Source organism: Agrobacterium larrymoorei, assembly GCF_013322225.1.
Taxonomy (GTDB): domain Bacteria; phylum Pseudomonadota; class Alphaproteobacteria; order Rhizobiales; family Rhizobiaceae; genus Agrobacterium; species Agrobacterium larrymoorei_A.
This window is the reverse complement of sequence record NZ_JAAMFB010000010.1, coordinates 1-20,346: the sequence shown is the minus strand read 5'-3', so window position 1 is coordinate 20,346 and position 20,346 is coordinate 1. Positions and strand designations below refer to the sequence as shown.

The 20,346-nt window shown below is 56.7% G+C and carries 19 protein-coding genes; 7 read left to right on the top strand and 12 right to left on the bottom strand.

The features are described 5' to 3' along the window. Nucleotides 1–17 precede the first annotated feature (17 nt). Entirely contained in the window at nt 18–1,748 is a 1,731-nt protein-coding gene (locus tag G6L28_RS04920) for an AIPR family protein (protein WP_202033533.1), read from the bottom strand. A gap of 171 nt (nt 1,749–1,919) precedes the next feature. On the opposite strand from G6L28_RS04920, the gene G6L28_RS04915 reads away from it, so the two are divergent. Both G6L28_RS04915 and amn read left to right on the top strand, forming a co-directional pair. Next, a complete protein-coding gene (locus G6L28_RS04915; protein ID WP_174062666.1) occupies nt 1,920–2,090 on the top strand; it encodes a hypothetical protein in 171 nt (56 codons plus the stop codon). A gap of 95 nt (nt 2,091–2,185) precedes the next feature. Next, nucleotides 2,186–3,691 (top strand): AMP nucleosidase, encoded by a 1,506-nt coding sequence (amn, locus tag G6L28_RS04910; protein WP_174062681.1) that lies wholly within the window; start codon nt 2,186–2,188, stop codon nt 3,689–3,691. Between the two features lie 16 nt (nt 3,692–3,707). Here the strand turns inward: amn and G6L28_RS04905 are convergent, their stop codons facing one another. Further along, entirely contained in the window at nt 3,708–4,643 is a 936-nt protein-coding gene (locus G6L28_RS04905; RefSeq protein WP_234902473.1) for a lysylphosphatidylglycerol synthase transmembrane domain-containing protein, read from the bottom strand. 134 nt (nt 4,644–4,777) lie between these two features. Here G6L28_RS04905 and G6L28_RS04900 point away from each other — a divergent pair, with 134 nt between their 5' ends. Both G6L28_RS04900 and G6L28_RS04895 read left to right on the top strand, forming a co-directional pair. Beyond that, complete coding sequence (locus G6L28_RS04900; RefSeq protein WP_174062680.1) at nt 4,778–5,788, top strand: glycosyltransferase; 1,011 nt, start codon at nt 4,778–4,780, stop codon at nt 5,786–5,788. A 5-nt stretch (nt 5,789–5,793) separates the two neighbouring features. Next, nucleotides 5,794–7,293 (top strand): glycosyltransferase family 39 protein, encoded by a 1,500-nt coding sequence (locus G6L28_RS04895; RefSeq protein ID WP_174062679.1) that lies wholly within the window; start codon nt 5,794–5,796, stop codon nt 7,291–7,293. A gap of 2 nt (nt 7,294–7,295) precedes the next feature. Here G6L28_RS04895 and G6L28_RS04890 read toward each other — a convergent pair whose 3' ends face one another. The 3 genes from G6L28_RS04890 to G6L28_RS04880 form a co-directional block, all read right to left on the bottom strand. Next, complete coding sequence (locus G6L28_RS04890) at nt 7,296–7,766, bottom strand: OsmC family protein (RefSeq protein ID WP_174062678.1); 471 nt, start codon at nt 7,764–7,766, stop codon at nt 7,296–7,298. A gap of 3 nt (nt 7,767–7,769) precedes the next feature. Then, nucleotides 7,770–9,140: an aspartate aminotransferase family protein gene (locus G6L28_RS04885; RefSeq protein ID WP_174062677.1), complete on the bottom strand. Its 1,371-nt coding sequence runs from the start codon at nt 9,138–9,140 to the stop codon at nt 7,770–7,772. A gap of 82 nt (nt 9,141–9,222) precedes the next feature. Continuing rightward, complete coding sequence (locus G6L28_RS04880; protein ID WP_174062676.1) at nt 9,223–10,134, bottom strand: diacylglycerol/lipid kinase family protein; 912 nt, start codon at nt 10,132–10,134, stop codon at nt 9,223–9,225. Between the two features lie 235 nt (nt 10,135–10,369). Here G6L28_RS04880 and G6L28_RS04875 point away from each other — a divergent pair, with 235 nt between their 5' ends. After that, nucleotides 10,370–11,617: an MFS transporter gene (locus tag G6L28_RS04875; RefSeq protein WP_174062897.1), complete on the top strand. Its 1,248-nt coding sequence runs from the start codon at nt 10,370–10,372 to the stop codon at nt 11,615–11,617. 395 nt (nt 11,618–12,012) lie between these two features. Further along, nucleotides 12,013–13,386 (top strand): magnesium transporter, encoded by a 1,374-nt coding sequence (gene mgtE / locus G6L28_RS04870; RefSeq protein WP_174062675.1) that lies wholly within the window; start codon nt 12,013–12,015, stop codon nt 13,384–13,386. Between the two features lie 96 nt (nt 13,387–13,482). On the opposite strand, the gene G6L28_RS04865 is transcribed toward mgtE, so the two are convergent. The 7 genes from G6L28_RS04865 to G6L28_RS04835 form a co-directional block, all read right to left on the bottom strand. Beyond that, a complete protein-coding gene (locus G6L28_RS04865) occupies nt 13,483–14,391 on the bottom strand; it encodes a homocysteine S-methyltransferase family protein (RefSeq protein ID WP_174062674.1) in 909 nt (302 codons plus the stop codon). Nucleotides 14,392–14,410: 19 nt separating this feature from the next. Further along, nucleotides 14,411–15,100: an ABC transporter permease gene (locus tag G6L28_RS04860; protein WP_174062673.1), complete on the bottom strand. Its 690-nt coding sequence runs from the start codon at nt 15,098–15,100 to the stop codon at nt 14,411–14,413. Between the two features lie 10 nt (nt 15,101–15,110). After that, complete coding sequence (locus G6L28_RS04855) at nt 15,111–15,833, bottom strand: ABC transporter permease (protein ID WP_174062672.1); 723 nt, start codon at nt 15,831–15,833, stop codon at nt 15,111–15,113. An 18-nt stretch (nt 15,834–15,851) separates the two neighbouring features. Further along, entirely contained in the window at nt 15,852–16,625 is a 774-nt protein-coding gene (locus G6L28_RS04850; RefSeq protein WP_174062671.1) for a transporter substrate-binding domain-containing protein, read from the bottom strand. Between the two features lie 22 nt (nt 16,626–16,647). Further along, on the bottom strand, nt 16,648–17,427 hold the full coding sequence (locus tag G6L28_RS04845) for an ABC transporter ATP-binding protein (protein ID WP_174062670.1): 780 nt from the start codon (nt 17,425–17,427) through the stop codon (nt 16,648–16,650). Nucleotides 17,428–17,612: 185 nt separating this feature from the next. After that, complete coding sequence (locus G6L28_RS04840) at nt 17,613–18,449, bottom strand: undecaprenyl-diphosphate phosphatase (protein ID WP_174062669.1); 837 nt, start codon at nt 18,447–18,449, stop codon at nt 17,613–17,615. A 126-nt stretch (nt 18,450–18,575) separates the two neighbouring features. Further along, a complete protein-coding gene (locus G6L28_RS04835) occupies nt 18,576–19,976 on the bottom strand; it encodes a coniferyl aldehyde dehydrogenase (RefSeq protein ID WP_174062668.1) in 1,401 nt (466 codons plus the stop codon). 77 nt (nt 19,977–20,053) lie between these two features. Here G6L28_RS04835 and G6L28_RS04830 point away from each other — a divergent pair, with 77 nt between their 5' ends. Beyond that, a complete protein-coding gene (locus G6L28_RS04830; protein ID WP_234902472.1) occupies nt 20,054–20,269 on the top strand; it encodes a hypothetical protein in 216 nt (71 codons plus the stop codon). Nucleotides 20,270–20,346: the final 77 nt, after the last annotated feature.

Below are 20,346 nucleotides of genomic sequence, written 5' to 3'. Positions count from 1 at the left end.
GGCGCCTCTAGGATGTTTTATTGAGCAATCATCTGCGAGACAGGCTTGATTTTTCCTTTCGCAATTTCTTTCTCGTAGCTCTTCAATAGCTCCTCTCGGAGTTCTCTGATCTTAGCGGGACTCTTCAAATCGCCTTTGTAATCGAATGCGTCGCCCCTTTGCTTAACTTCGTAATTTAGATCGATAATCATTGAGCGTAAGGCATCACTAACCGCGCTTCCGAAATTTTCGAATTTCTCTCCTAGTAGTTTCTGAGGGTTCCTGATGTAGCTATTTATATCGGCGTCTTTTTTGAACATCTCCGACAAAACGGACAAAAGGAAGAAGCGAGTAAGACCATATTTAGATAACGGCCTATACTCGATATGAGGCATATTATTAGAGATAATCTTCATCAACTCAGAAAGAAACACAATTCTAGCTGCGGTCACCGCAGGTCTAGCAAATATCTCCGTATATTTGTCGTCAAATAACTTATAAACTTGATGGCACGACTCAGGCTCCAACAGATCGAAAGCCAACAAAAGTCTGCCAGCCTCTTCATTGGTGATTACCTCCACACCTTCAGAGGTGGTCTGACCCCGCTTTATCTCGTATTCAAACCTGTTCAGGAACTGTTCCTCAAACTCGTGCTTTAATCTGATCTGCACTTCATTTGTAGATTTTAGGTCTCTTGGCTTTATCGCATTCTGGTTGTTACTGTTAATTGTGATGGCTTTAGCGAGATTCGAATCATCTAGTTCAATAATCTTGGCGATTACTCTCAAGTCGTCAGAAAGACTGTTCTCGGCTTTCTTAAAGGTCGAAATACTTTGAGCACCATTTACAACAACATATTGAGAAATATTAAGCTTGCTGCCAAATATTTCAGCCCTCTTACAAAGTATCGTTACACCATTGTGATAAAGAGGAAAGAATTGGTGTTGACCTTTATCGGCAACACTTTCCTTCATTGCTTTATTTACTTTCGTATTTCCAAGAGATTGGCGGACATTTTGCGAGAACAATGTTCCATCATCGATCCCTGACATTCTAACTAGCTCTCTCGCTTGTACAGGTAAGACATATGAACTCACGCCGCTTTTTGTTTTAATTTGGAGCGGTTCAACGTACGACAGATCAAAAGAAAATGTATCATCGACTCCTCCATCTGCCTCAATGTCTATATATTCAGACGAGATTCGATTGCGGTCGTACACGCGAATTCGTCCATGCTGGACAGCGAATTCGCGACCGTTCTCATCGAGTGGTTGGTTCGATACAAAAGATCCAATGACCGAATAACCATTCGACACCAAATCTCGAATTTTCAGCCTGAGTAACAGGTTTTTCAAGTCCTCATTGCCTCCCCCGGCAATAAGAGCATCAACGGCTTCGACGGTTTCAATTTGCGTTATCGTACCTGCAAGTTCACGTAGTGGCCCATCTCCGATAGAAGACTCTCTTTGCTTAATCTTGCCTTGAAGAACCAAAATCTCATTCTGGTTATCATCAACATATATCGCATCAATTCCTCGATCGTTGGGCTTGTCGCAAATACAGTCATCGGCCTCGATTGGATCAAGCCTAAATATATTTTCAAGAAACCAGTTAAGGAACGATCTAGCTTCTTCTCGCCCCTTATCTTCAAAGGAATTGATTACTGACTTTAGATTTTCATACTGAAGCTCTTCCGGTTTCAAAGAGACACCCCATTTTCTTAATGCTGCCAGAGATTGAATTGTTCGCTTTATAGCTACATCCTTCATTTACACACCGCAACATGAAAACACCTCTTGGTTGAGCATGGAACGGCAGATTACCCACCCCCATTAACAACCCTGAACCCCAAATGAACCGGCCTCTCAGCGCCGGTTCAGTCCAAACGTGGCAATGTCGTGTTCAACAAAGGGCAAGACGTGACACAAAGGGGAATGGACATGGGAGTTCTGGTTCGGCGTTTCAGCATCATCGTTCTTCTGATGGCGATTTTTGCGATGTCTTTTGCGGCGCTGGTGATCAATCCGGATCGCAGTTTCCAGCGGGTGAATATGGGCGCGTCCTATAGCTGCCAACATTCGTTTACGCCGGGGTGCCGCGTTACGCTTTGAGGCTTGGCACAGGCGGCTAAGACGGCTGCGTATTCTTTTTGAAACGCACATATTTCTGTCGCTTGCCTGTCTGAATTGGCTCTCTATAATAGGCCATGACAATAGCAAAGCACACGATTCCACAGCTCTCCTTCATTACGCCAGAGCCTTTCGCGCCGCAGACTTTTACCGATGCGAAGGAAGCCGTTGAGGCGCTGACGGCGCTTTATGAGCGCAACACCAATTTCCTCATCAATTCCTTTACCGAGCTTGCCAAGGGCGCGCCCATCGAGGGCCGTTACCGGGCCTGCTATCCGCAGGTCAGCATCGAGACCTCGACCTTCGGTCATGTGGATTCGCGCCTGTCCTACGGGCACGTCACTTCGCCCGGTGTTTACACAACGACGGTAACGCGCCCGCAGCTTTTCCGGCACTATCTGAAAGAGCAGCTTGGTCTTCTCATGAAGAACCACAATGTTCACGTCACTATTGCCGAATCCGCCACCCCCATTCCGCTGCATTTTGCTTTTGGAGAGGGCGCTTTCGTGGAGGCATCCGCTGCGTCCTCGCTGGCAGACGTCCCCTTGCGCGATCTGTTCGACACACCGGACCTGAACAACACCGACGATCTGATCGCCAATGGCGAGTACGATCAGGTTCCGGGTGAGCCAGCGCCGCTGGCCCCCTTTACCGCCCAGCGCATCGATTATTCTCTGGCCCGCCTAAGCCACTACACGGCAACGAGCGCGAACCACTTCCAGAACTTCGTGCTGTTTACCAACTACCAGTTCTATATCGATGAATTTGCCGCATGGGCGCGCAAGATGATGGCCGAAGGTGGCGAGGGTTACACAGAATTCGTGGAGCCGGGCAACATCGTCACGAAGGCAGGTTCAGACCGGCCTATAACGGACATGACACTTGGCCGCCTGCCGCAGATGCCCGCCTATCACCTGAAAAAGAAGGGCCATGCGGGCATAACGCTCGTCAATATCGGCGTCGGCCCGTCCAACGCCAAGACGATCACCGACCACATTGCCGTGCTGCGCCCGCACGCTTGGCTGATGGTTGGCCACTGCGCGGGGCTTCGCAACAGCCAGCGACTGGGCGATTATGTTCTGGCGCACGCCTATGTGCGAGAAGACCACGTTCTGGATGACGACCTGCCCGTCTGGGTGCCTATCCCGGCGCTCGCGGAAGTGCAGATGGCGCTGGAGGGTGCGGTAGCGGAAGTGACCGGTTACGAGGGCTTCGAGTTGAAGCGCATCATGCGCACCGGCACCGTCGCCACCATCGATAACCGCAACTGGGAGCTTCGCGATCAAGCCGGGCCGGTGAAGCGCCTGTCGCAATCACGCGCCATCGCGCTCGATATGGAATCGGCAACGATTGCCGCCAACGGTTTCCGCTTCCGCGTGCCATACGGCACCCTGCTCTGCGTTTCCGACAAGCCGCTGCATGGCGAACTGAAACTCCCCGGCATGGCCACGGAGTTCTACCGCACGCAGGTCGCCCAGCATTTGCAGATCGGCATCCGCGCGGTGCAGAAGCTGGCGGCGATGGATACGGAGAAGCTGCATTCGCGCAAGCTCCGAAGCTTCTACGAGACGGCGTTTCAGTAGGAATATCGCGCTGGCGCTATTTGTGTTTCGGCACGAACAGCGCCAGACTGGTCCCGATCAGGGACGAGAGAATGACCAGCAGGTGAACATTGACCGCCGCCTGCGCCAGCGCTGAAAGCGCCGCCTCGCCTGCGGGTGCGCCAAAGCCGATTGCACCGGCGGTTATGCCCGCCGGATACGTACCGACGCCCCCCGGCGCATGAACTGGCAGGACGGAGGAAAGCTCTCCACCTAGCGCACCGCCGAAGCCTGCGGGCAGGCTCAAACCTCCCATCAGCATCAGCACCCATGTCAGCACGGCAATCTTCACGAACCAGTTGATCAGCGTCACGCCCCATGCGCGCAGAAAGGCGCGGTTATCGACGGGCAGGCCCGCATGAACTTCCTCTGCAAGCCTGCCCGTTTTCGAGGAGGCATTTTTGCGAAAAAGCCCGAAGATCAATCGGCGCATCGCAAAGCCGAACACCGGCAGAAGAAGGAATACGGCCCAGCAGAGCCAGACAGCCGCACTTGCCTTTTCCACAGCCAAGCCGATACCCGCAGCCGCCAGCAACGCATGCAGATCGAACAGGCGCATCACCAGCAGCGCGGACGTTCCCCGCACCAGCGTCACGCCGAACTCCTTGCGCATCAGCAGCGGAAAGCTGGTTTCACCGCTTCGGAACGGCAGCATGATGTTGAGCAGATTGTGGATTTGAACGACGCGAAACAGCGGCGCAAACCGGGCTTTCGTTTCGTTTGGAAAATAATCGTAGATGCGCCAGGTTCTTAGCACATAGGTCGAAACCAGCAGAAGCAGCGCCGCAATCATTGCGCTCCACCCCGCCTCGGACCACAGCCGCAGCACCGTTTCCCAGCCCCACATCCATTGGATAAAGGCTGCGTAGGCCAGGATGACCAACCCGGTGAAAAGCGTCATAGCGTTGCGGCTTAGCCACTGTGTCGGTAACATACTATACGTATTCCCATCTGCGCGTGACCTTGACTGGACAAACGCCGCGCCGCGTCTTATCGGCTTTGGCGCATATTACCTATGCGTGAGAGCGTTTCGATTGAACAGGGACGCTCCAACAGGAGAAAGCCTCCGTGCCAGCAACGACCGCCCTACACACCGAAGTTCCGACAAGCACGAAACCGGAACTATCGCTTGTTGTCCCGATTTTCAACGAGCAAGAAAGCGTCGGTCCGCTGATTGAGCGCGTTTTGGAGGCTATGGCGTCCTATGACGCACAGTGGGAGCTGATCCTGATCGATGATGGCAGCACGGATGCGACGATCGCCAATGCCAAGTCCTATCTCTCTAAAGACGGCCTTGATCTCAGGATCGTGGCCTTGCAGCGAAATTTCGGCCAGACCGCCGCCATGCAGGCGGGCATCGATGCGGCGAAGGGAAGGCTGATCGCTACGCTGGATGGCGATCTTCAGAACGACCCGAAAGACATTCCCATGCTGGTGGCGGAGCTGGAGCGCCGCGAACTCGATCTACTGGTCGGCTGGCGCAAGAACCGGCAGGATGGGCTGGTGCTGCGCAAAATTCCGTCCTGGATCGCAAATCGCCTGATCGGCCGCATAACCGGCGTTCGCCTGCATGATTATGGCTGCTCCCTAAAAATCTATCGCTCATCCGTCATCAAGCAGGTGAAGCTGATGGGCGAAATGCACCGCTTCATTCCAGCCTGGGTGGCGGGCGTAGTGCCGAGCACCCGCATCGGTGAAATGCCGGTCACGCACCATGCGCGCCAGTTCGGCGCGTCGAAATACGGTATTTCGCGTACATTCCGTGTCATTCTCGACCTTCTGTCGGTCATGTTCTTCATGCGTTACAAGGCGCGGCCCGGGCACTTCTTCGGCTCGCTCGGCCTCGGGCTTGGCGCGCTTGCCAGCGTCATCATGCTCTACCTGTTCGTGGACAAGTTCATCTTCGGCAATGACATAGGCACGCGACCCATGCTGATGGTCGGCGTCGTGCTGCTGCTCTCGTCCATGCAGTTCATCACCACCGGCATCCTGGCGGAAATGATCGCCCGTCTCTACTACCGGGATGAGCGCACGCCGAATTACATCGTCAGCAAAGTTTTCTCCGACGACAGGTCTTGAGCCCTATGCGCAAAGCACTATCCCGCAATCCAGACGTCGTCATGGTTACGATTGCGGGGTATTTCCTGCTTGCGATCATATTCAGAACTATCCGTTCCCCCGCGCTTGAAGTGGACGAAACGCAGCAGGCACTTTTTGCGCAATATTTGCTGCTCGGCTACGGCTCGCAGCCGCCGCTCTACACATGGCTGCAATATGGCCTGAACGAAATCATCGGCGCATCCATCGCCTCGCTCAGCATTCTCAAAAACGGGCTGCTGTTTCTCTCCTGCCTGTTCTATTGGCTCACTGCACGGCTGCTGATGCCGGAAGACCGCGCTTTGCCGAATATCGCAACTCTCGGCATTCTGACGCTGCCGCCGGTATTCGTCATGTCGCAGCGCGATCTTTCACATACCGTTCTGGCGCTTTTTGCTGTCTCGCTGTTTCTCTACGGTTTCGTTCGAACGCTCAAGCAGCCAAGTCTGGCGGGTTATGTCTTGACCGGCATCGCCATCGGCATCGGCGGACTGGCCAAGTATAATTTCATTCCCATTCCGCTGGCAGCAATTATCGCGATCCTGCCGGAGAAAGATTTGCGGGCACGGCTTTTGGATTGGCGCCTGTTGCTGACGATTGTCATCGCCGGTGTCGTTGTCTCTCCCCATGGCCTCTGGATGTGGGAAAATCTGCACATCGCCACCGCCCAGACGCTGGGCGAGATGAAGGAAGGCAGCGAGCAGATCAAGTTCGACAGGCTGGACGGAAGCAAGGATCTGGTGCTCGCCGCCATCAAGGGAATTGCGCTGACAACCGCTATCTTCGCTGCGATATTCTATAAGAATATCAGGGAGATCATTTCTGCTAGCGATCAGTGGACGAAGGTCTTCGGCCGCATATTGCTGATATCATTCGCCATCGTTCTCCTCGTCGTTGTCCTGGTCGGCGTTACCCATATCCGCCAGAAATGGCTCGCGGTGTATATTGCGCTCCTGCCGCTTTATCTCGCCCTGAAAATCCGGGCATCCGGCATAGATGCCATGCCGAAACTCGGCTCCATGCTTGCCGTCACCGCCGTTCTAGCGGTCGGCTTCATCACTGTCCTGCTTGGACGGGGGCTGATTACACCACATTTCGAGCGGTATTCGCTGGTTCACATTCCTTACGATCGTTTCGGCGAAGCCGTACGGCGCGAAGGTCACACGGAACCGCAATATGTCATTGCGTCAGGTGGGCTTGTTGGCGGAAATCTGAAAATGCAGTTTCCGAAAGCACTGGTGCTCACCGGCAATCGCGATGTGGAAACCTTCCCCGCGCAGCTTCCACAAGGCGCAACGGTGCTCTTTGCGGGTACGAGTAACGAAGGGCAACGGCTGGATGATCCAGGTGCTGCGTTAAACAGTCTGGCTGCACGCGCCTCCCTGCCCGCGCCGACCGAAATCAGGAATATTGAAGTTCCCTACGCAGGTGCGGGAGGCAAGCGCCATTCCTTTTATTACGCCTGGGAAACGATTGGGCTGAAGTAAATTCAGGCCGCTTCGATGGTTGCTTCCACCCGGATCGGGAAGTTTACGGAACTGGCGATGAAGCATTTCTCGTGCGCGTCGTGGTGCAGCCGCTGCGCGGTCTCGATGTCGCCCTGCGTAATTTTTATGGCAGGCTTCAGCACCACCTCGGTAAAGTGCCCGCCACCATCCTTCGTCAGCACCATCACACCCACCGGCTCGTCCACATAGTCGCTCACCACGACGCCGGAAACCGCGCAGAAGTGCAGATACCAAAGCTTATGACAGGCGGAAACGGAAGCGAGCAAAAGTTCTTCCGGGTTCCAGCGCGAGGCATCACCACGGAAAGCCGGATCGGACGACCCTGCTATCTCCGCTTTCCCTTGGGCGGAGATCACATGATCCCGACCATAGTCGCGGTAGCCCGATGTCCCTGTGCCGCGATTACCCGTCCACTGAATATGAACGATGTAGCGATGTTCCTGTTCTGCCATTCTTCAAGCCCTTACCGTTTCACGCAGGTGGTCTAGCCCTTTGCGCAAAGTTTCGATGATCTGATCCAGCTCTGAATGGCTGATGGTGAAGGCCGGGGAAGCCAGCATCCGGTCGCCGGTTGCGCGCATGATCAGTCTGTTCTCGAGGCAATGGTTGCGCACGATCACGCCGATATCGTCCGGCTTTTCGAAGCGCCTGCGTGTCGCCTTGTCGGCGGTCAGTTGCAGGCCACCTATCAGCCCGATACTGGCTACCTCTCCCACCGTATCGTGGTCCAGCAGGCTCTGTAAGCCCTCTGTAAAATAGGGGCCGATATCGTTACGCACCCTGTCGACCAACCCCTCACCCTCGATGATCCGGAGGTTCTCCAGCGCAGCGGCCGCACAAGCGGGGTGGCCGGAATAGGTGAAGCCGTGATTGAAGTCGCCCACTTCCGTCAGCATGACCTCGGCCACGCGGTCTGACACCAGCACACCGCCGATAGGCAGATAACCCGAGGACAGCCCCTTGGCGATCGGCGCCAGATCCGGCTCGAAGCCGAAATGCTGGTAGCCGAACCATGATCCCAGCCGTCCGAAACCGCAGATCACCTCGTCCGAGACAAGCAGAATATTGCGCGCCTTGCAGATGCGCACGATCTCCGGCCAGTAGGTTTCCGGCGGGATAATGACACCCCCTGCCCCCTGTATCGGTTCGGCCACGAAAGCGGCGACATTTTCCTCGCCCAGCTCATCGATTTTCGCATCCAGTTCACGGGCAACCTTCAGACCGAATTCCGCCGGTGAGAGATCGCCGCCTTCCGCGTACCAATAGGGCTGGCCGATATGGGAAATGCCATCGATCGGCAAATTCCCCTGCTCATGCATCCACGTCATGCCGCCAAGCGAGGCTCCAGCCACCGTGGAACCATGATATCCATTACGGCGCGCAATCACCTTGGTCTTTGTGGGATGGCCAAGCGCCTTCCAGTACACCCGAGCCATACGAAACCAGGTATCCGTCGCCTCAGAACCGGAGTTGGTGAAGAATACATGGTTCATATTCGGCCCCGCGTGGGACGCGATCTTTTGCGCAAGCAGCGTGGCAGGCGGTGTCGTGGTGCCGAAAAAGGCATTGTAGTAGGGCAGCTCGTTCATCTGCCGAAACACGGCATCGGCGATTTCGCGTCGGCCATACCCGATGTTGACGCACCAGAGCCCGGCGAAAGCATCCAAATATTTCTTGCCCGTACTGTCATAGACGAACACGCCTTCCGCACGCTCGATGATACGCGTGCCGGAGGCGTTCAGCTTGCCCATGTCGGAAAAAGGGTGGAGATGGTGGGCGGCGTCTATTGCGGCGAGGTTGGATATCGTTTTCGAAACATCGTTCATCGCGCATGAGACTCCCAATCAATGCATGAGAGTGTGGCGACTGTAACGCGATTTGGCAAGGCAGCGTCAGGACGCAGCAATATCAAACGTTTGTGGAATCTTTCGCCACGATGACTTTGAGTTCACCTGCATGAATTTTCAGGTTCACATCGCGGTCCATCGGCAGCAGTTCACCGTCGATCACGCAGCGCACATCGTGGCGGCGCTTCGGGAAATGCAGTTCCGCCTCCGTCACCGCCATGGCCGTTACAGCCGAATTTTCCTTCAGTTTTCCACGCAGGATATCGATGGCGAGGCCCGCAACTCCGGAGGGCGTCAATGCTTCAGCCACGTAAAAGCCGAGCTGGCCGCGCGTAATATCATCGGCCACCAGCAGCGAGTTTTCACCGAACTCGTTGTTGGAGGCTGAAATTGCGCAGACCCGGCGGTGCTGCGTTTCGCCAGCAACCGTAAATTCCACATCGAAGACCGGTGGATCGAGAACGACGCCGATGGCGGCGCGAATATTCGCACGGATTTTACCGAGGCGGGACGCATATTCCATCTTGTCACGAATGCGCACCATGCGCGCATGAAGCCCCGCAGAAAATTGGTGCACGAAAGGGTGCCCGTTGGCGCTGGCGATATCGACGTTCTGCACATGACCCTTGGCCAGCGTGTCGACGGCCTGCCAGATGTCGAGCGGCAATTTCAGTGAGCGCGCAAAGAGGTTCATGGTTCCGGCAGGCACCACGCCAAGCGCAATTCCGTGTTTCCACGCGATACCAGCGGCAGCGGAAATGGTGCCATCGCCGCCACCGGCGATCAGCCCGTCTAGTCCGGTCTCATCCGCCGTGCGCTCCATTTCCTGCACGATATCCTTGCCGGATACCAGGCGGCACTCGATCTCGTGGCCAGCATCGGTGAAGACTTTTGTGGCGTGGTCGCAATAGGCATCCAGATCGGTGGTCCTGAAAGTACCGCCATCGCGGTTGAATATCGCCACCAGCTTCATATTGCCCGTCCAGCCCCTGTTGCGCGTAACGCGCGATTAAAATGCTATGATGTCGTTTCGGTTCCGTACACCATTGCGTGAAATTTCCTTTTTGACGAATCAATGACTACCGCGATGCACAAAACCATGTTATTCGAAAGATAAGGTCATTTTGGTGACCGCAACTTCCAGTCAGGGCAGATCGATGACCTTCGATCTTGCCCTTTTTTTCTTCTTCTGTTTCTTCGTGACCCCCATGACCGATGCGTGCCTTTCCGAAAACCGCCCCGCGGCGGGATCTGAAACCGTTGAGCCGTCGCCCGCTGCCACAAGTCTGACGCCCCTCTCCATCGCGCTGATCGAACTCGCGCTTGCTGCTGGAGGCTTCGGCATCGGCACCGGAGAATTCGCGATCATGGGCCTGTTGCCGGATGTCGCCTCAACTTATGGTGTCAGCGTCCCCGTGGCAGGCTATGTCATCACAGCCTATGCGCTCGGCGTCGTCATCGGCGCGCCGATCATCGCTGTACTTGCTGCGCGCCTCTCGCGCCGCGTGCTGCTTCTGTCGCTGATGGGCGTCTTCGCCGCCGGAAACATCCTCAGCGCCGTCGCCCCGGACTTCTGGACATTCACAGCCCTGCGCTTCATCACCGGTCTGCCGCATGGTGCCTATTTCGGTGTCGCGGCACTGGTCGCCGCCTCCATGGCTCCCATTCACAGGCGCGCCCGCGCGGTTGGGCGCGTCATGCTGGGGCTCACCATCGCCACGCTTCTTGGCACCCCACTTGCCACCTTCTTCGGCCAGATGTTCTCGTGGCGCGCCGCTTTCATGATGGTCGGCGGAATCGCAATTCTCACCGTCGCACTCCTCTGGCTGTTTCAGCCGCGTGACAAGGTGCAGGAAGGTGCCAGCGTCTGGCGGGAACTGGGCGCATTCCGCCGCATTCAGGTGTGGCTGACGCTTGCCGTTGCGGCAATCGGCTTTGGCGGCATGTTCTCCGTGTTCAGCTACATCGCCAAGACCACCACCGATGTCGCCATGATGCCGGTCTCTACCGTCGCCATGGTTCTGGCACTCTTTGGCATCGGCATGAATGTCGGCAATGTCGTGGGATCGCGTCTGGCGGATATTTCGCTAAACGGCACGATTGGCGGCATGTTGGCTTTCAATGTCTTCATCATGGCGCTGTTTGGTTATGCCGCCAGCAACCCGACCGTGATGTGCATCTGCGTGTTCCTCATCGGCTGCGGTTTCGCTGCCTGCCCGGCGGTGCAGACGCGCCTGATGGATGTAGCAGCCGACGCACAGACGCTCGCAGCAGCCTCCAACCATTCCGCCTTCAACATCGCCAACGCACTCGGGGCCTGGCTCGGCGGCATCGTCATCGCCATGGGGTATGGCTACGCGGCAACGGGCTATATCGGTGCCGTACTGTCCTTCGGCGGACTGCTGGTGCTGGCGATAGCCGTTGTGCTGGAGCGGCGGGAAAAAGCGCTGGCCTGACACCTCTCCCCTCATTCCTGTGCTTGTCACAGGAATCCAGCTGACGCGCGTCTGCGCGTCGAAAGAGTCTTTTCTGCCCAAAGACTTGGGCTGACTAGATTCCTGTCACAAGACCAGGAATGACGAAGCCAAGAGGCACCGCTTCCACCAGCAAACCAACCTTGCAAAAATTTCATATTTGCCCCGCTTGACTATTCCCAGATTCAGGCGCACCACAGGCCTTACGTGCGGGTAAAAACCACCTGGCACGGATATCCACGGAGCATCATTAGATGTCTAGCGACAGTAGTAGTCGATTGCCCTTGCCGAGACCGGCGAAGCGTGCCCTGATCTGACAGCTGTCGGCTCACCACGTTCCGCCGAGATCGGCGGATCGACTGGAAGGTGAGCAAATCATGAACTTTCACAACCTCTCCCTGAGAGCCAGCAAGGCCGCACGTCTTTTCCGCGGCGGTGACGCAGGCCCAATGACGATTGCAGAACGCGTCGATCAGCTGAACACTCTCGACGTCACGCAAGCCGTGGACGCATTGCTGAAGATGCCACAGGCAAAAGCCGTCGCCGTTCTGGACCGCCCGGAACTGCACCGTGCCGCAGAAATCATCTCCACCATTGCGATGGATCAGGCCGCCCGTCTCATCAACCTTATGTCGGATGACCGTGTGGCTGACGTCATGGCCGAGATGGACGAGGCCCACCGCACTCGCCTCTTCTCGCGGCTGGACCGCACCACAGCCGCCGCCATCCAGCATTTGATGACCTATCCGCCCCGTACGGCTGGCTCGATCATGACGACGGAGTTCGTCAGCGTGCCGGACGACTGGACGGTGGAAGAGACCCTTTTCCACATCCGCGTCGTCGAGCGTTCGCGGGAAACGGTCTATGCCATCTATGTGCTGGCCGAAGACAAGACGCTGACCAAGATTGTCACACTGCGCCGCCTCGTCACGGCGGAACCCAACGCATCCATCCTTTCCGTTGCATCCAGGGAAGGCGTTGTCTACGCCGATCCCTTGATGTCGCAGGAAGATGTTGCCCGCCTGATCCGCAAGCACGATCTGCTGGCCATTCCGGTCGTGGATGAGCACGCCCACATCCTCGGCATCGTCACCGTGGATGACGTGATCGACACCATGATTGCCGACACAACGGAAGATGCTCACAAGTTCGGTGGTATGGAGGCGCTCGGCAAGCCCTATATGTCCATGGGTTTCCTGGACATGATCCGCAAGCGCGCAGGCTGGCTTTCCGCCCTCTTCCTCGGTGAGATGCTGACGGCAAGTGCGATGCAGCATTTCGAGGGCGAGCTGGAAAAGGCTGTCGTGCTGACGCTCTTCATCCCGCTCATCATGTCGTCCGGCGGCAATTCCGGCTCACAGGCCACCTCACTCATCATCCGCGCTCTTGCGCTGGGCGAGCTGAAGCTTTCCGACTGGTGGCGGGTGCTGGTGCGCGAACTACCAAGCGGCCTGACGCTTGGCGCCATCCTCGGCGCTATCGGCTTCCTGCGCCTCACCATCTGGCAGCAGGCAGGCTTTTATGATTACGGCGAACACTGGCTGCTTGTCGGCTTCACCGTTTTCTGCGCACTGGTCGGCATCGTCACCTTCGGCTCGATCTGCGGTTCCATGCTGCCCTTCCTGCTGCAACGCCTGCGCCTCGACCCCGCCAGCGCCTCGGCGCCGTTCGTCGCAACGCTCGTGGATGTCACCGGTCTGATCATCTACTTCTCGGTCGCACTGGCGATCTTGAGCGGGACGTTGCTGTAAAATAAAAAGGTCCAGCCGCATCACTACGGCTGGATTTTCTTCTTTAATTTTACATTTTCAAATGATTATCGGCTTGTTTTCCGGTTTAGATTCCATTCACCGACTGCGCAAAGCACCTGCCACCGTATGAATATGCGCCGCACCGATGCCGCAGCAGCCGCCGATCATCGTTGCGCCTGCGTCTGCCCAGGAGCAGGCGAAACGGGAGTAGACGTCATCGGTCAGGTCGGCGCGGGTGCCGTGCAGGCCTTCGTTCGCCGCAGAATCGCCCTGTTCGCCTTCGAAGGCATTGGCATAAACGCCGATTTCCAGCGAGACGTCTTTTTCCTTGAAGACTGCAGAGCCGGTTTCGACGGCGGCCTTCATCACTTCCGGCTTAGAGCAATTGAACAGCAATGCGGCAGCGCCTGATCCGGCGGCCCACTCGGCTGCGGCCCGCAGGGTTTCGCCGGATCGCAACTTAGGCTCAGCGCCTTCAACCTGCTTGGCGTCATCATCCAGTGTAAAGGAAATCCAGAACGGCTTGCCGGTTGCGGCCACAGCCTCGCGCACGGCCTGACCCTCGGCGATCAGGCTCAGCGTTTCGCCAAGCCAGACATCGACATGCGGGCCAAGGTTTTCGACTAGCACTTTCAGATAATCCTGCACGCGCGACGGATCGAAATTCTGCGGCTCGTAGGAGCCGAAAATCGGAGGCAGGCCACCGGCCACCGTTACCTTGCGGCCCGAAGCATCCGCCGCCTCACGCGCCAGACGACCAGACAGCGAGATCAACTCTGCTCCCTCCTTCTGAAACCGTTCCTCACCGATGTGAAACGGAACCAGCGCGTAGGAATTGGTGGTGATGACGTCGGCACCGGCTTCGATGAATTCGGCATGGACCTGCCGGACGATATCTGGCGAATCGATGAGAGCTATTGCCGACCATTCCGGTTGCTTCAACTCTGCACCCAGCCGCTGCAACTCGCGGCTCATGCCGCCGTCCAGGATACGAATACCGCTCATGATGAAACTCCTTGCGAGATTACCGCCTTACCGGCACCTGGCGTTCGATGAAGCCGAAGCAGCGGGCGATGATGGCGGTTAAGATGAGATAGAAAATGGTGACGACGAAGAGTGGTTCATAGACCAACAGCGTATCCTGCCGCACCTTGTAGGCCACCGCATAAAGGTCCATCACGGTCACGGTGAAGGCAAGCGGCGTTGCTTTCAGCTGCATCACCACTTCGCCCGCAATGGTCGGCAGTGCGTTGCGGATCGCGCGTGGCAGCCAGATGCGGCGGGCAAGCTTGAACGGGCTCATGCCGAATGCCCTGCCCGCTTCGAGTTCACCTTTCGGCACCCCGAGCAGCGCGCCGCGCAGCACCTCTGCCTCGTAGGCCGCATAATTCAGCGTGAAGCTGACGGCTGCGAAGAAAAAGCCTTCGCGCAATATCGGCCACATGAAGCTCTGACGAAGGCCCGGCACCATGGGCAGCAGCGAACCGACTCCGTAATAGAGCAGCCAGAGCTGAATCAGCAGCGGCGTGCCGCGAAAAAAGGTGCAATAGCCGCGTGCAAGAAGCCTCGTTATTCTGCCGCCACTGACCTGCGCGAAAGCAAGGCCGATGGCGAGGATGAAACCGAGGCTAACGGAGATGACAAGCAGCGCAATCGTCTGCCATGCTCCGGTGAGCAGCAGCGGCCAGTATTTTTCGATCCAGGAAAAATCCATCAGCACGCCCTCAACCTAAAACCGGCTGGCCACGGCGGACATGCCGTTCGATCAGCCTGAAGAGGACGTTGGAAACGAGCGTGATCGCCAGATAAAGAAGGGCAGCAGCCATGAAAAACAGGAAATACTGCTTCGTGCTGGCCCCGGCCAAACGCGTGGCAAGCGCCAGTTCCTGGTAACCGACAACGGCAACAAGCGCACTATCCTTGGTAACGGATAGCCAGAGGTTGGAAAGTCCCGGCAGTGCATTTGGTAGAAGCGCTGGCAGAACCACCCGACGAAACCGAAGGAAAGGTGACATGCCGAAGGCGCGCGCCGCCTCGATCTGTCCACCGGGAATGGCCAGTATCGCTCCGCGCAGAACTTCCGTCATGTAAGCGCCCTGCACGAAGCCCAGCACGGCAACGGCTGCCACGAAACCATTGACCTCAAGCGGCGGCAAGCCCGCCATCTGCAACAGACGGTTAAGCCCATCCGTTCCGGCATAGTAGAGACCGACGATCAGGATCAGTTCGGGCACGGACCGGATCAGCGTCGTATAAAGATTGAGCGCGGCGACAAGTGGTCGGTTGCCGGAAAGCTTGCCCAGCGCGCCACCCATGCCGATGACGATACCAATCAGATAGGCCCCTGCGGAAATGGCAAGCGTTGCAGCGGCACCGGTCAGCAGCGTGCCGCCCCATCCCGGAGGATAGGGTGACAGAAGCTGGGCCATTGTCTCAATGCTTGCCATTAACCGCGCAAACCGTGCTTACTTCGCGCCGTAAATATCGAACGAGAAGTATTTCTTAGTGATCTCGTCATACTTGCCGCTGGCGCGGACGGCGGCGATGGCCGCGTTCAGTTTCTGCTTCAGGTCCTGATCGTCCTTGCGAACGCCACCGGAAACGCCGAGACCGAGAATTTCCGGGTCATCGGCTACGTTGCCCGCATCGGCGCAGCAATCCTTGCCTGCATCGCTTTGCAGGAAAGCGTCGAGAACGAGGCTGTCACCGAAAACATAGTCAATGCGACCGGCGGCCAGATCCTGAAAAGCTTCGTCCAGCGTCTGGTAGGTCTTTTCGTCGGCCACGTCCTTGAAGTATTTCGCGTAATAAGCGGACTGGATCGTGGCAACCTGAATGCCGATCGTCTTGCCCTTGACGTCTTCAGCCGTCGCGCCGGGCTTGCCATCCTTGGCGCCGATCAGCTTGCTTGGCGTGTTGTAATATTTGTCTGTGAAATCGATCACCTTCTGGCGCTCGGCGGTGTTGGACATGGAGGACCAGATCACGTCGAACTTCTTGCTTTCGAGCGCTGGAATAAGGCCATCCCAGGACAATGCGACGATGGAGCATTTCTCCTTCATCTCGGCGCAAACGGCGTCCATCAGGTCGATTTCCCAGCCCTGCCATTTGCCGCTCGCATCCTGCGAGAAGAAAGGCGGGTAGCTTTCATTCATGACGCCGAAGCGCACATCGGCGTGTGCGGAAAAAGCGGACAGTGCGAAGGCCGTACCGGCCATCAGCGAAGCGAGGAATTTCATCTCAATCTCCTGTTTTGAAAAATCAGTTGGCGAAAACGCCGGTAAATTCTCGGGCTCTGGCGCTGACGGGGTTGCCGAAAACCTGCTCCGGCCGCCCCTCCTCCTCGACGCGGCCTTGATGCAAGAACATGACATGGCTCGATACATCGCGGGCAAAGCGCATCTCGTGCGTGACCAGAAGCATGGTGCGGCCTTCATCCGCCAGATCGCGAATAACCTTCAACACCTCACCGACCAGTTCCGGGTCCAGTGCCGAGGTTGGTTCATCGAACAGCATCACAGCGGGTTCGACGCACAGCGCCCGCGCGATGGCCGCGCGCTGCTGCTGGCCACCGGAGAGAAACGCAGGATAAGCGTCCTTCTTTTCGTAAAGACCAACCTTGTGCAGCAGGGCTTCAGCCTTTTCGATGGCTTCCGCGCGCTTTACGCCCAGCACATGCACCGGTGCTTCAATGACGTTTTCCAGCACCGTGCGATGGGCCCAGAGATTGAAGCCCTGAAACACCATGCCGAGGCCAGTGCGAAGACGTTCCACCTGCCGCCAGTTCTGCGGCGCGGACTTGCCATTGCGGCCTTGCTTCACGGCCACTTCCTCGCCATTGACGATCACACGTCCACGGTCTGGAATTTCCAGAAAGTTGATGCAGCGCAGAAAAGTGCTCTTGCCGGAACCGGACGAGCCGATGATGGATATGACATCACCTTTGTTGGCCTTGAGCGAAATGCCTTTCAAAACCTCATGATTGCCGAAGCTTTTGTGGATATCGTCCACAGCAAGGGCGCAATGGTTTTCATCAGTCATCAAGAGGCCCCGACAGTATAAATCAATGCGCCCGTGTAACAAAGCTTACAGCCTGTGGCGCGCAACGAATGGCTCTATTGCACAGCTGGAACGAAAAATCATTGCGTAGTCACCAAAACTACAAAAATTGCATAAAATTTTGAGACGATCCGGAGTTTGACACCGGATCGTCTCTGTGAGCCCGCTTAAATCGGGCTGATCACGCCGCCCAAAAGCAGCCCCAGCAGCGCAATGCCGATGACGACACGGTACCAGACGAATGGCATATAGCTTTTGGTCGAGACCAGTTTGAGGAAGAACACGATCACCGCATAACCGACGAAGAAAGCGATGACAGTGGCAAGCGCCGTCGGGCCCCACCCGACCGGATTGTCTTCGCCTATGCTCTTGAACAGCTGATAGAAACCGGAACCGAAAACGGCAGGAACGGCAAGCAGGAAAGAGTAACGCGCGGCCGCCTCACGGGTATAACCGAGTAGCAATCCAGCCGTGATCGTACCGCCTGAACGAGACACGCCGGGTATCAGCGCCATGGCCTGCGCGAAACCGAAGAGGATTGCGTCGCGCCAGATCAGCTTGTTCAATCCGTATTTCTTCTTGCCGATCCGGTCCGCGTAACCGAGTATCAAACCGAAGACGATCAGCATCACCGCCGTAATATAAAGATTGCGCAGGGAATGCTCGATGGCATCCTTGAACACGAGACCGAGAAGCACGATCGGCACCGAGCCAACGATGATCATCCAGCCCATCCGTGCATCGGCAACATCGTATTGACCCGGCAGCCGCAGGTTTTGGCGCATCCATGCAAGCGCAATGCGAACGATATCCGACCAGAAATAGACAAGAACGGCGAGTTCCGTACCGATTTGCGTGATGGCCGTGAAAGCAGCGCCGGGGTCGGTGCCCGAGGGGAGAAATTCTCCGAGTATGCGCAAATGGGCGCTGGAAGAAATTGGTAAAAATTCGGTAAGCCCTTGAACCAGCCCGAGAATCGCAGCCTCGACCCAACCAATACTCATACTTGAAAATCCCTCGCTGAGAATCACTGCGCGCGAAGCTATGAGGCAATCCGGGCAGTTCCATGTTGCAGTGCGGAAATATTTTGACGGAAAGTGGAGGCCAAATGCGTCACGCCAGCTTTCGCGCTAACGCAGGAGAAAAGCAAGAGTCGCTTTGGCCAGCCGTCCATAGGGCGGGCGCAAAAGCTTGGGCAAGCTGAACCCTCCCTGCGAAAACACGCCTTTGGCGTGGCTCATGCGACGGAATCCTTCGATGCCATGATAGGCGCCCATACCGCTGTGGCCAACACCTCCGAAGTGCAGATCGTCCTGCACCACATGCAGCACGGTGTTGTTGATGCCGACATTACCGGATGTCGTGCGCGAAAGGATTTGTCTGCACACCTCACCCCCGTCTTCCCCGAAGATGTATAGCGCCAGTGGTCTCGGCCCGAGATTGATGTGAGCGATCACTTCGGAGATCTCTCGATAGCTGCGCACCGGCAGTATCGGTCCGAAGATTTCCTCCTGCATCACCGCCATATCATCGGTTGGGTTGAAGACGAGCGTCGGCGTCAGGACGCGGGCTCTCGCTCCGGCCTGCCCATTCCTGCCAACTGCCCGCAGAGTTGCGCCTTTAACGCGCGCATCTTCAAGCAGATCGTTCAGCCGGTGCAAGTGTCTGTCGCTGATGATCGAAGCATAATCCCTGCTCGCAGTCCCATCGGGATAGGATTTCGCCACCGCCTTGTCGAATTCCGCGGCAAAAGCCTCGACGTCCGTTTCGTGTACGAACACATAATCGGGCGCGACGCAGGTCTGCCCGGCATTGGCGAGCTTGCCGAAGACGATTGCTCCCACGTTATCGGTGGTAACATGCCCCTGCTGAATGATTGTCGGGCTCTTGCCACCCAGTTCCAGCGTCACCGGCACGAGATTTTCGCTTGCCGCCTTCATAACCAGACGCCCGACCTGCGTACTGCCGGTGAAGAACAGGTGATCGAAGGGTAAGCCACTAAAGTCAGCACCTACCTTCGCATCGCCAAGAACGACGGAGACCTTCTCCTCCGGAAATACCTTGGCAAGCATGTCCTTCATCAACTGGCTGGTTTTCGGTGTCAGCTCAGACGGCTTCAACATGGCGCGGTTGCCCGCTGCAATTGCCGTTGCCAGCGGCACGATGGCCAGGAAAACCGGATAATTCCAAGGCGACATGATGCCGATGACGCCGAGTGGCTGATATTCCACCCATGCGCGCCCGCGCTGAAATGTTGCCGCTACATGTCGCCGTTCCGGCTTCATGAACCGCTTCAGGTTGCGGCTGAGATAATCGATGGCCTGAACGATGCCGACGATATCCAGAAGTGCGGTTTCATAAGGTGAACGCCCGCCAAAATCCGCATCGACAGCGTCTTCGATCTGGCGGCGATGGGAGGTTACGACGCTACGCAGTGCCTTGAGATCGGCTTTGCGTTGTTCAAGCGACGGCTGCCCATTCCGCAAAAAAGCGTCGCGCTGTTTGGCTAAAATATCAATGGCTTCGCTCATCGGTCCCCCGCTCTGCCCTTGCGGGCTAGGCAAAGACCTATCAGATAAACGAAACGGAAAACAGACGGAGAAGCACCATGCGCGCCATCGGTTACAAGAGCTCTAAGCCCATTACGGAGACGGATGCACTGTTCGATTTCGAACTGCCCATGCCGGAGGCGAAAGGGCATGACCTGCTGGTGGAAGTAAGGGCCGTATCCGTCAACCCTGTCGATACCAAGATCCGCCGCAACCAACCGCCGGAAAACGGTCAGACCCGTGTTCTCGGTTTAGAGGTGGCTCAGTTTGTTTGAACAGTTTCGGGCGTTTCGCTAAGTGGATTTCCGCCTCGATTATGCCGCCACCATCATTGGCGTCAGCGCGTTGAAGT

Coding starts and splice junctions, on each gene's coding strand:
- G6L28_RS04840 (WP_174062669.1), bottom strand. CDS start 18,449: ATGAGTATTGGTTGGGTCGAGGCTGCGATTCTCGGGCTGGTTCAAGGG.
- G6L28_RS04860 (WP_174062673.1), bottom strand. CDS start 15,100: ATGGATTTTTCCTGGATCGAAAAATACTGGCCGCTGCTGCTCACCGGA.
- G6L28_RS04880 (WP_174062676.1), bottom strand. CDS start 10,134: ATGAAGCTGGTGGCGATATTCAACCGCGATGGCGGTACTTTCAGGACC.
- G6L28_RS04905 (WP_234902473.1), bottom strand. CDS start 4,643: ATGTTACCGACACAGTGGCTAAGCCGCAACGCTATGACGCTTTTCACC.
- G6L28_RS04865 (WP_174062674.1), bottom strand. CDS start 14,391: ATGAGCGGTATTCGTATCCTGGACGGCGGCATGAGCCGCGAGTTGCAG.
- amn (WP_174062681.1), top strand. CDS start 2,186: ATGACAATAGCAAAGCACACGATTCCACAGCTCTCCTTCATTACGCCA.
- G6L28_RS04920 (WP_202033533.1), bottom strand. CDS start 1,748: ATGAAGGATGTAGCTATAAAGCGAACAATTCAATCTCTGGCAGCATTA.
- G6L28_RS04915 (WP_174062666.1), top strand. CDS start 1,920: ATGGGAGTTCTGGTTCGGCGTTTCAGCATCATCGTTCTTCTGATGGCG.
- G6L28_RS04890 (WP_174062678.1), bottom strand. CDS start 7,766: ATGGCAGAACAGGAACATCGCTACATCGTTCATATTCAGTGGACGGGT.
- G6L28_RS04845 (WP_174062670.1), bottom strand. CDS start 17,427: ATGACTGATGAAAACCATTGCGCCCTTGCTGTGGACGATATCCACAAA.
- G6L28_RS04855 (WP_174062672.1), bottom strand. CDS start 15,833: ATGGCAAGCATTGAGACAATGGCCCAGCTTCTGTCACCCTATCCTCCG.
- G6L28_RS04875 (WP_174062897.1), top strand. CDS start 10,370: ATGACCGATGCGTGCCTTTCCGAAAACCGCCCCGCGGCGGGATCTGAA.
- G6L28_RS04850 (WP_174062671.1), bottom strand. CDS start 16,625: ATGAAATTCCTCGCTTCGCTGATGGCCGGTACGGCCTTCGCACTGTCC.
- G6L28_RS04885 (WP_174062677.1), bottom strand. CDS start 9,140: ATGAACGATGTTTCGAAAACGATATCCAACCTCGCCGCAATAGACGCC.
- G6L28_RS04835 (WP_174062668.1), bottom strand. CDS start 19,976: ATGAGCGAAGCCATTGATATTTTAGCCAAACAGCGCGACGCTTTTTTG.
- G6L28_RS04830 (WP_234902472.1), top strand. CDS start 20,054: ATGCGCGCCATCGGTTACAAGAGCTCTAAGCCCATTACGGAGACGGAT.
- mgtE (WP_174062675.1), top strand. CDS start 12,013: ATGAACTTTCACAACCTCTCCCTGAGAGCCAGCAAGGCCGCACGTCTT.
- G6L28_RS04895 (WP_174062679.1), top strand. CDS start 5,794: ATGCGCAAAGCACTATCCCGCAATCCAGACGTCGTCATGGTTACGATT.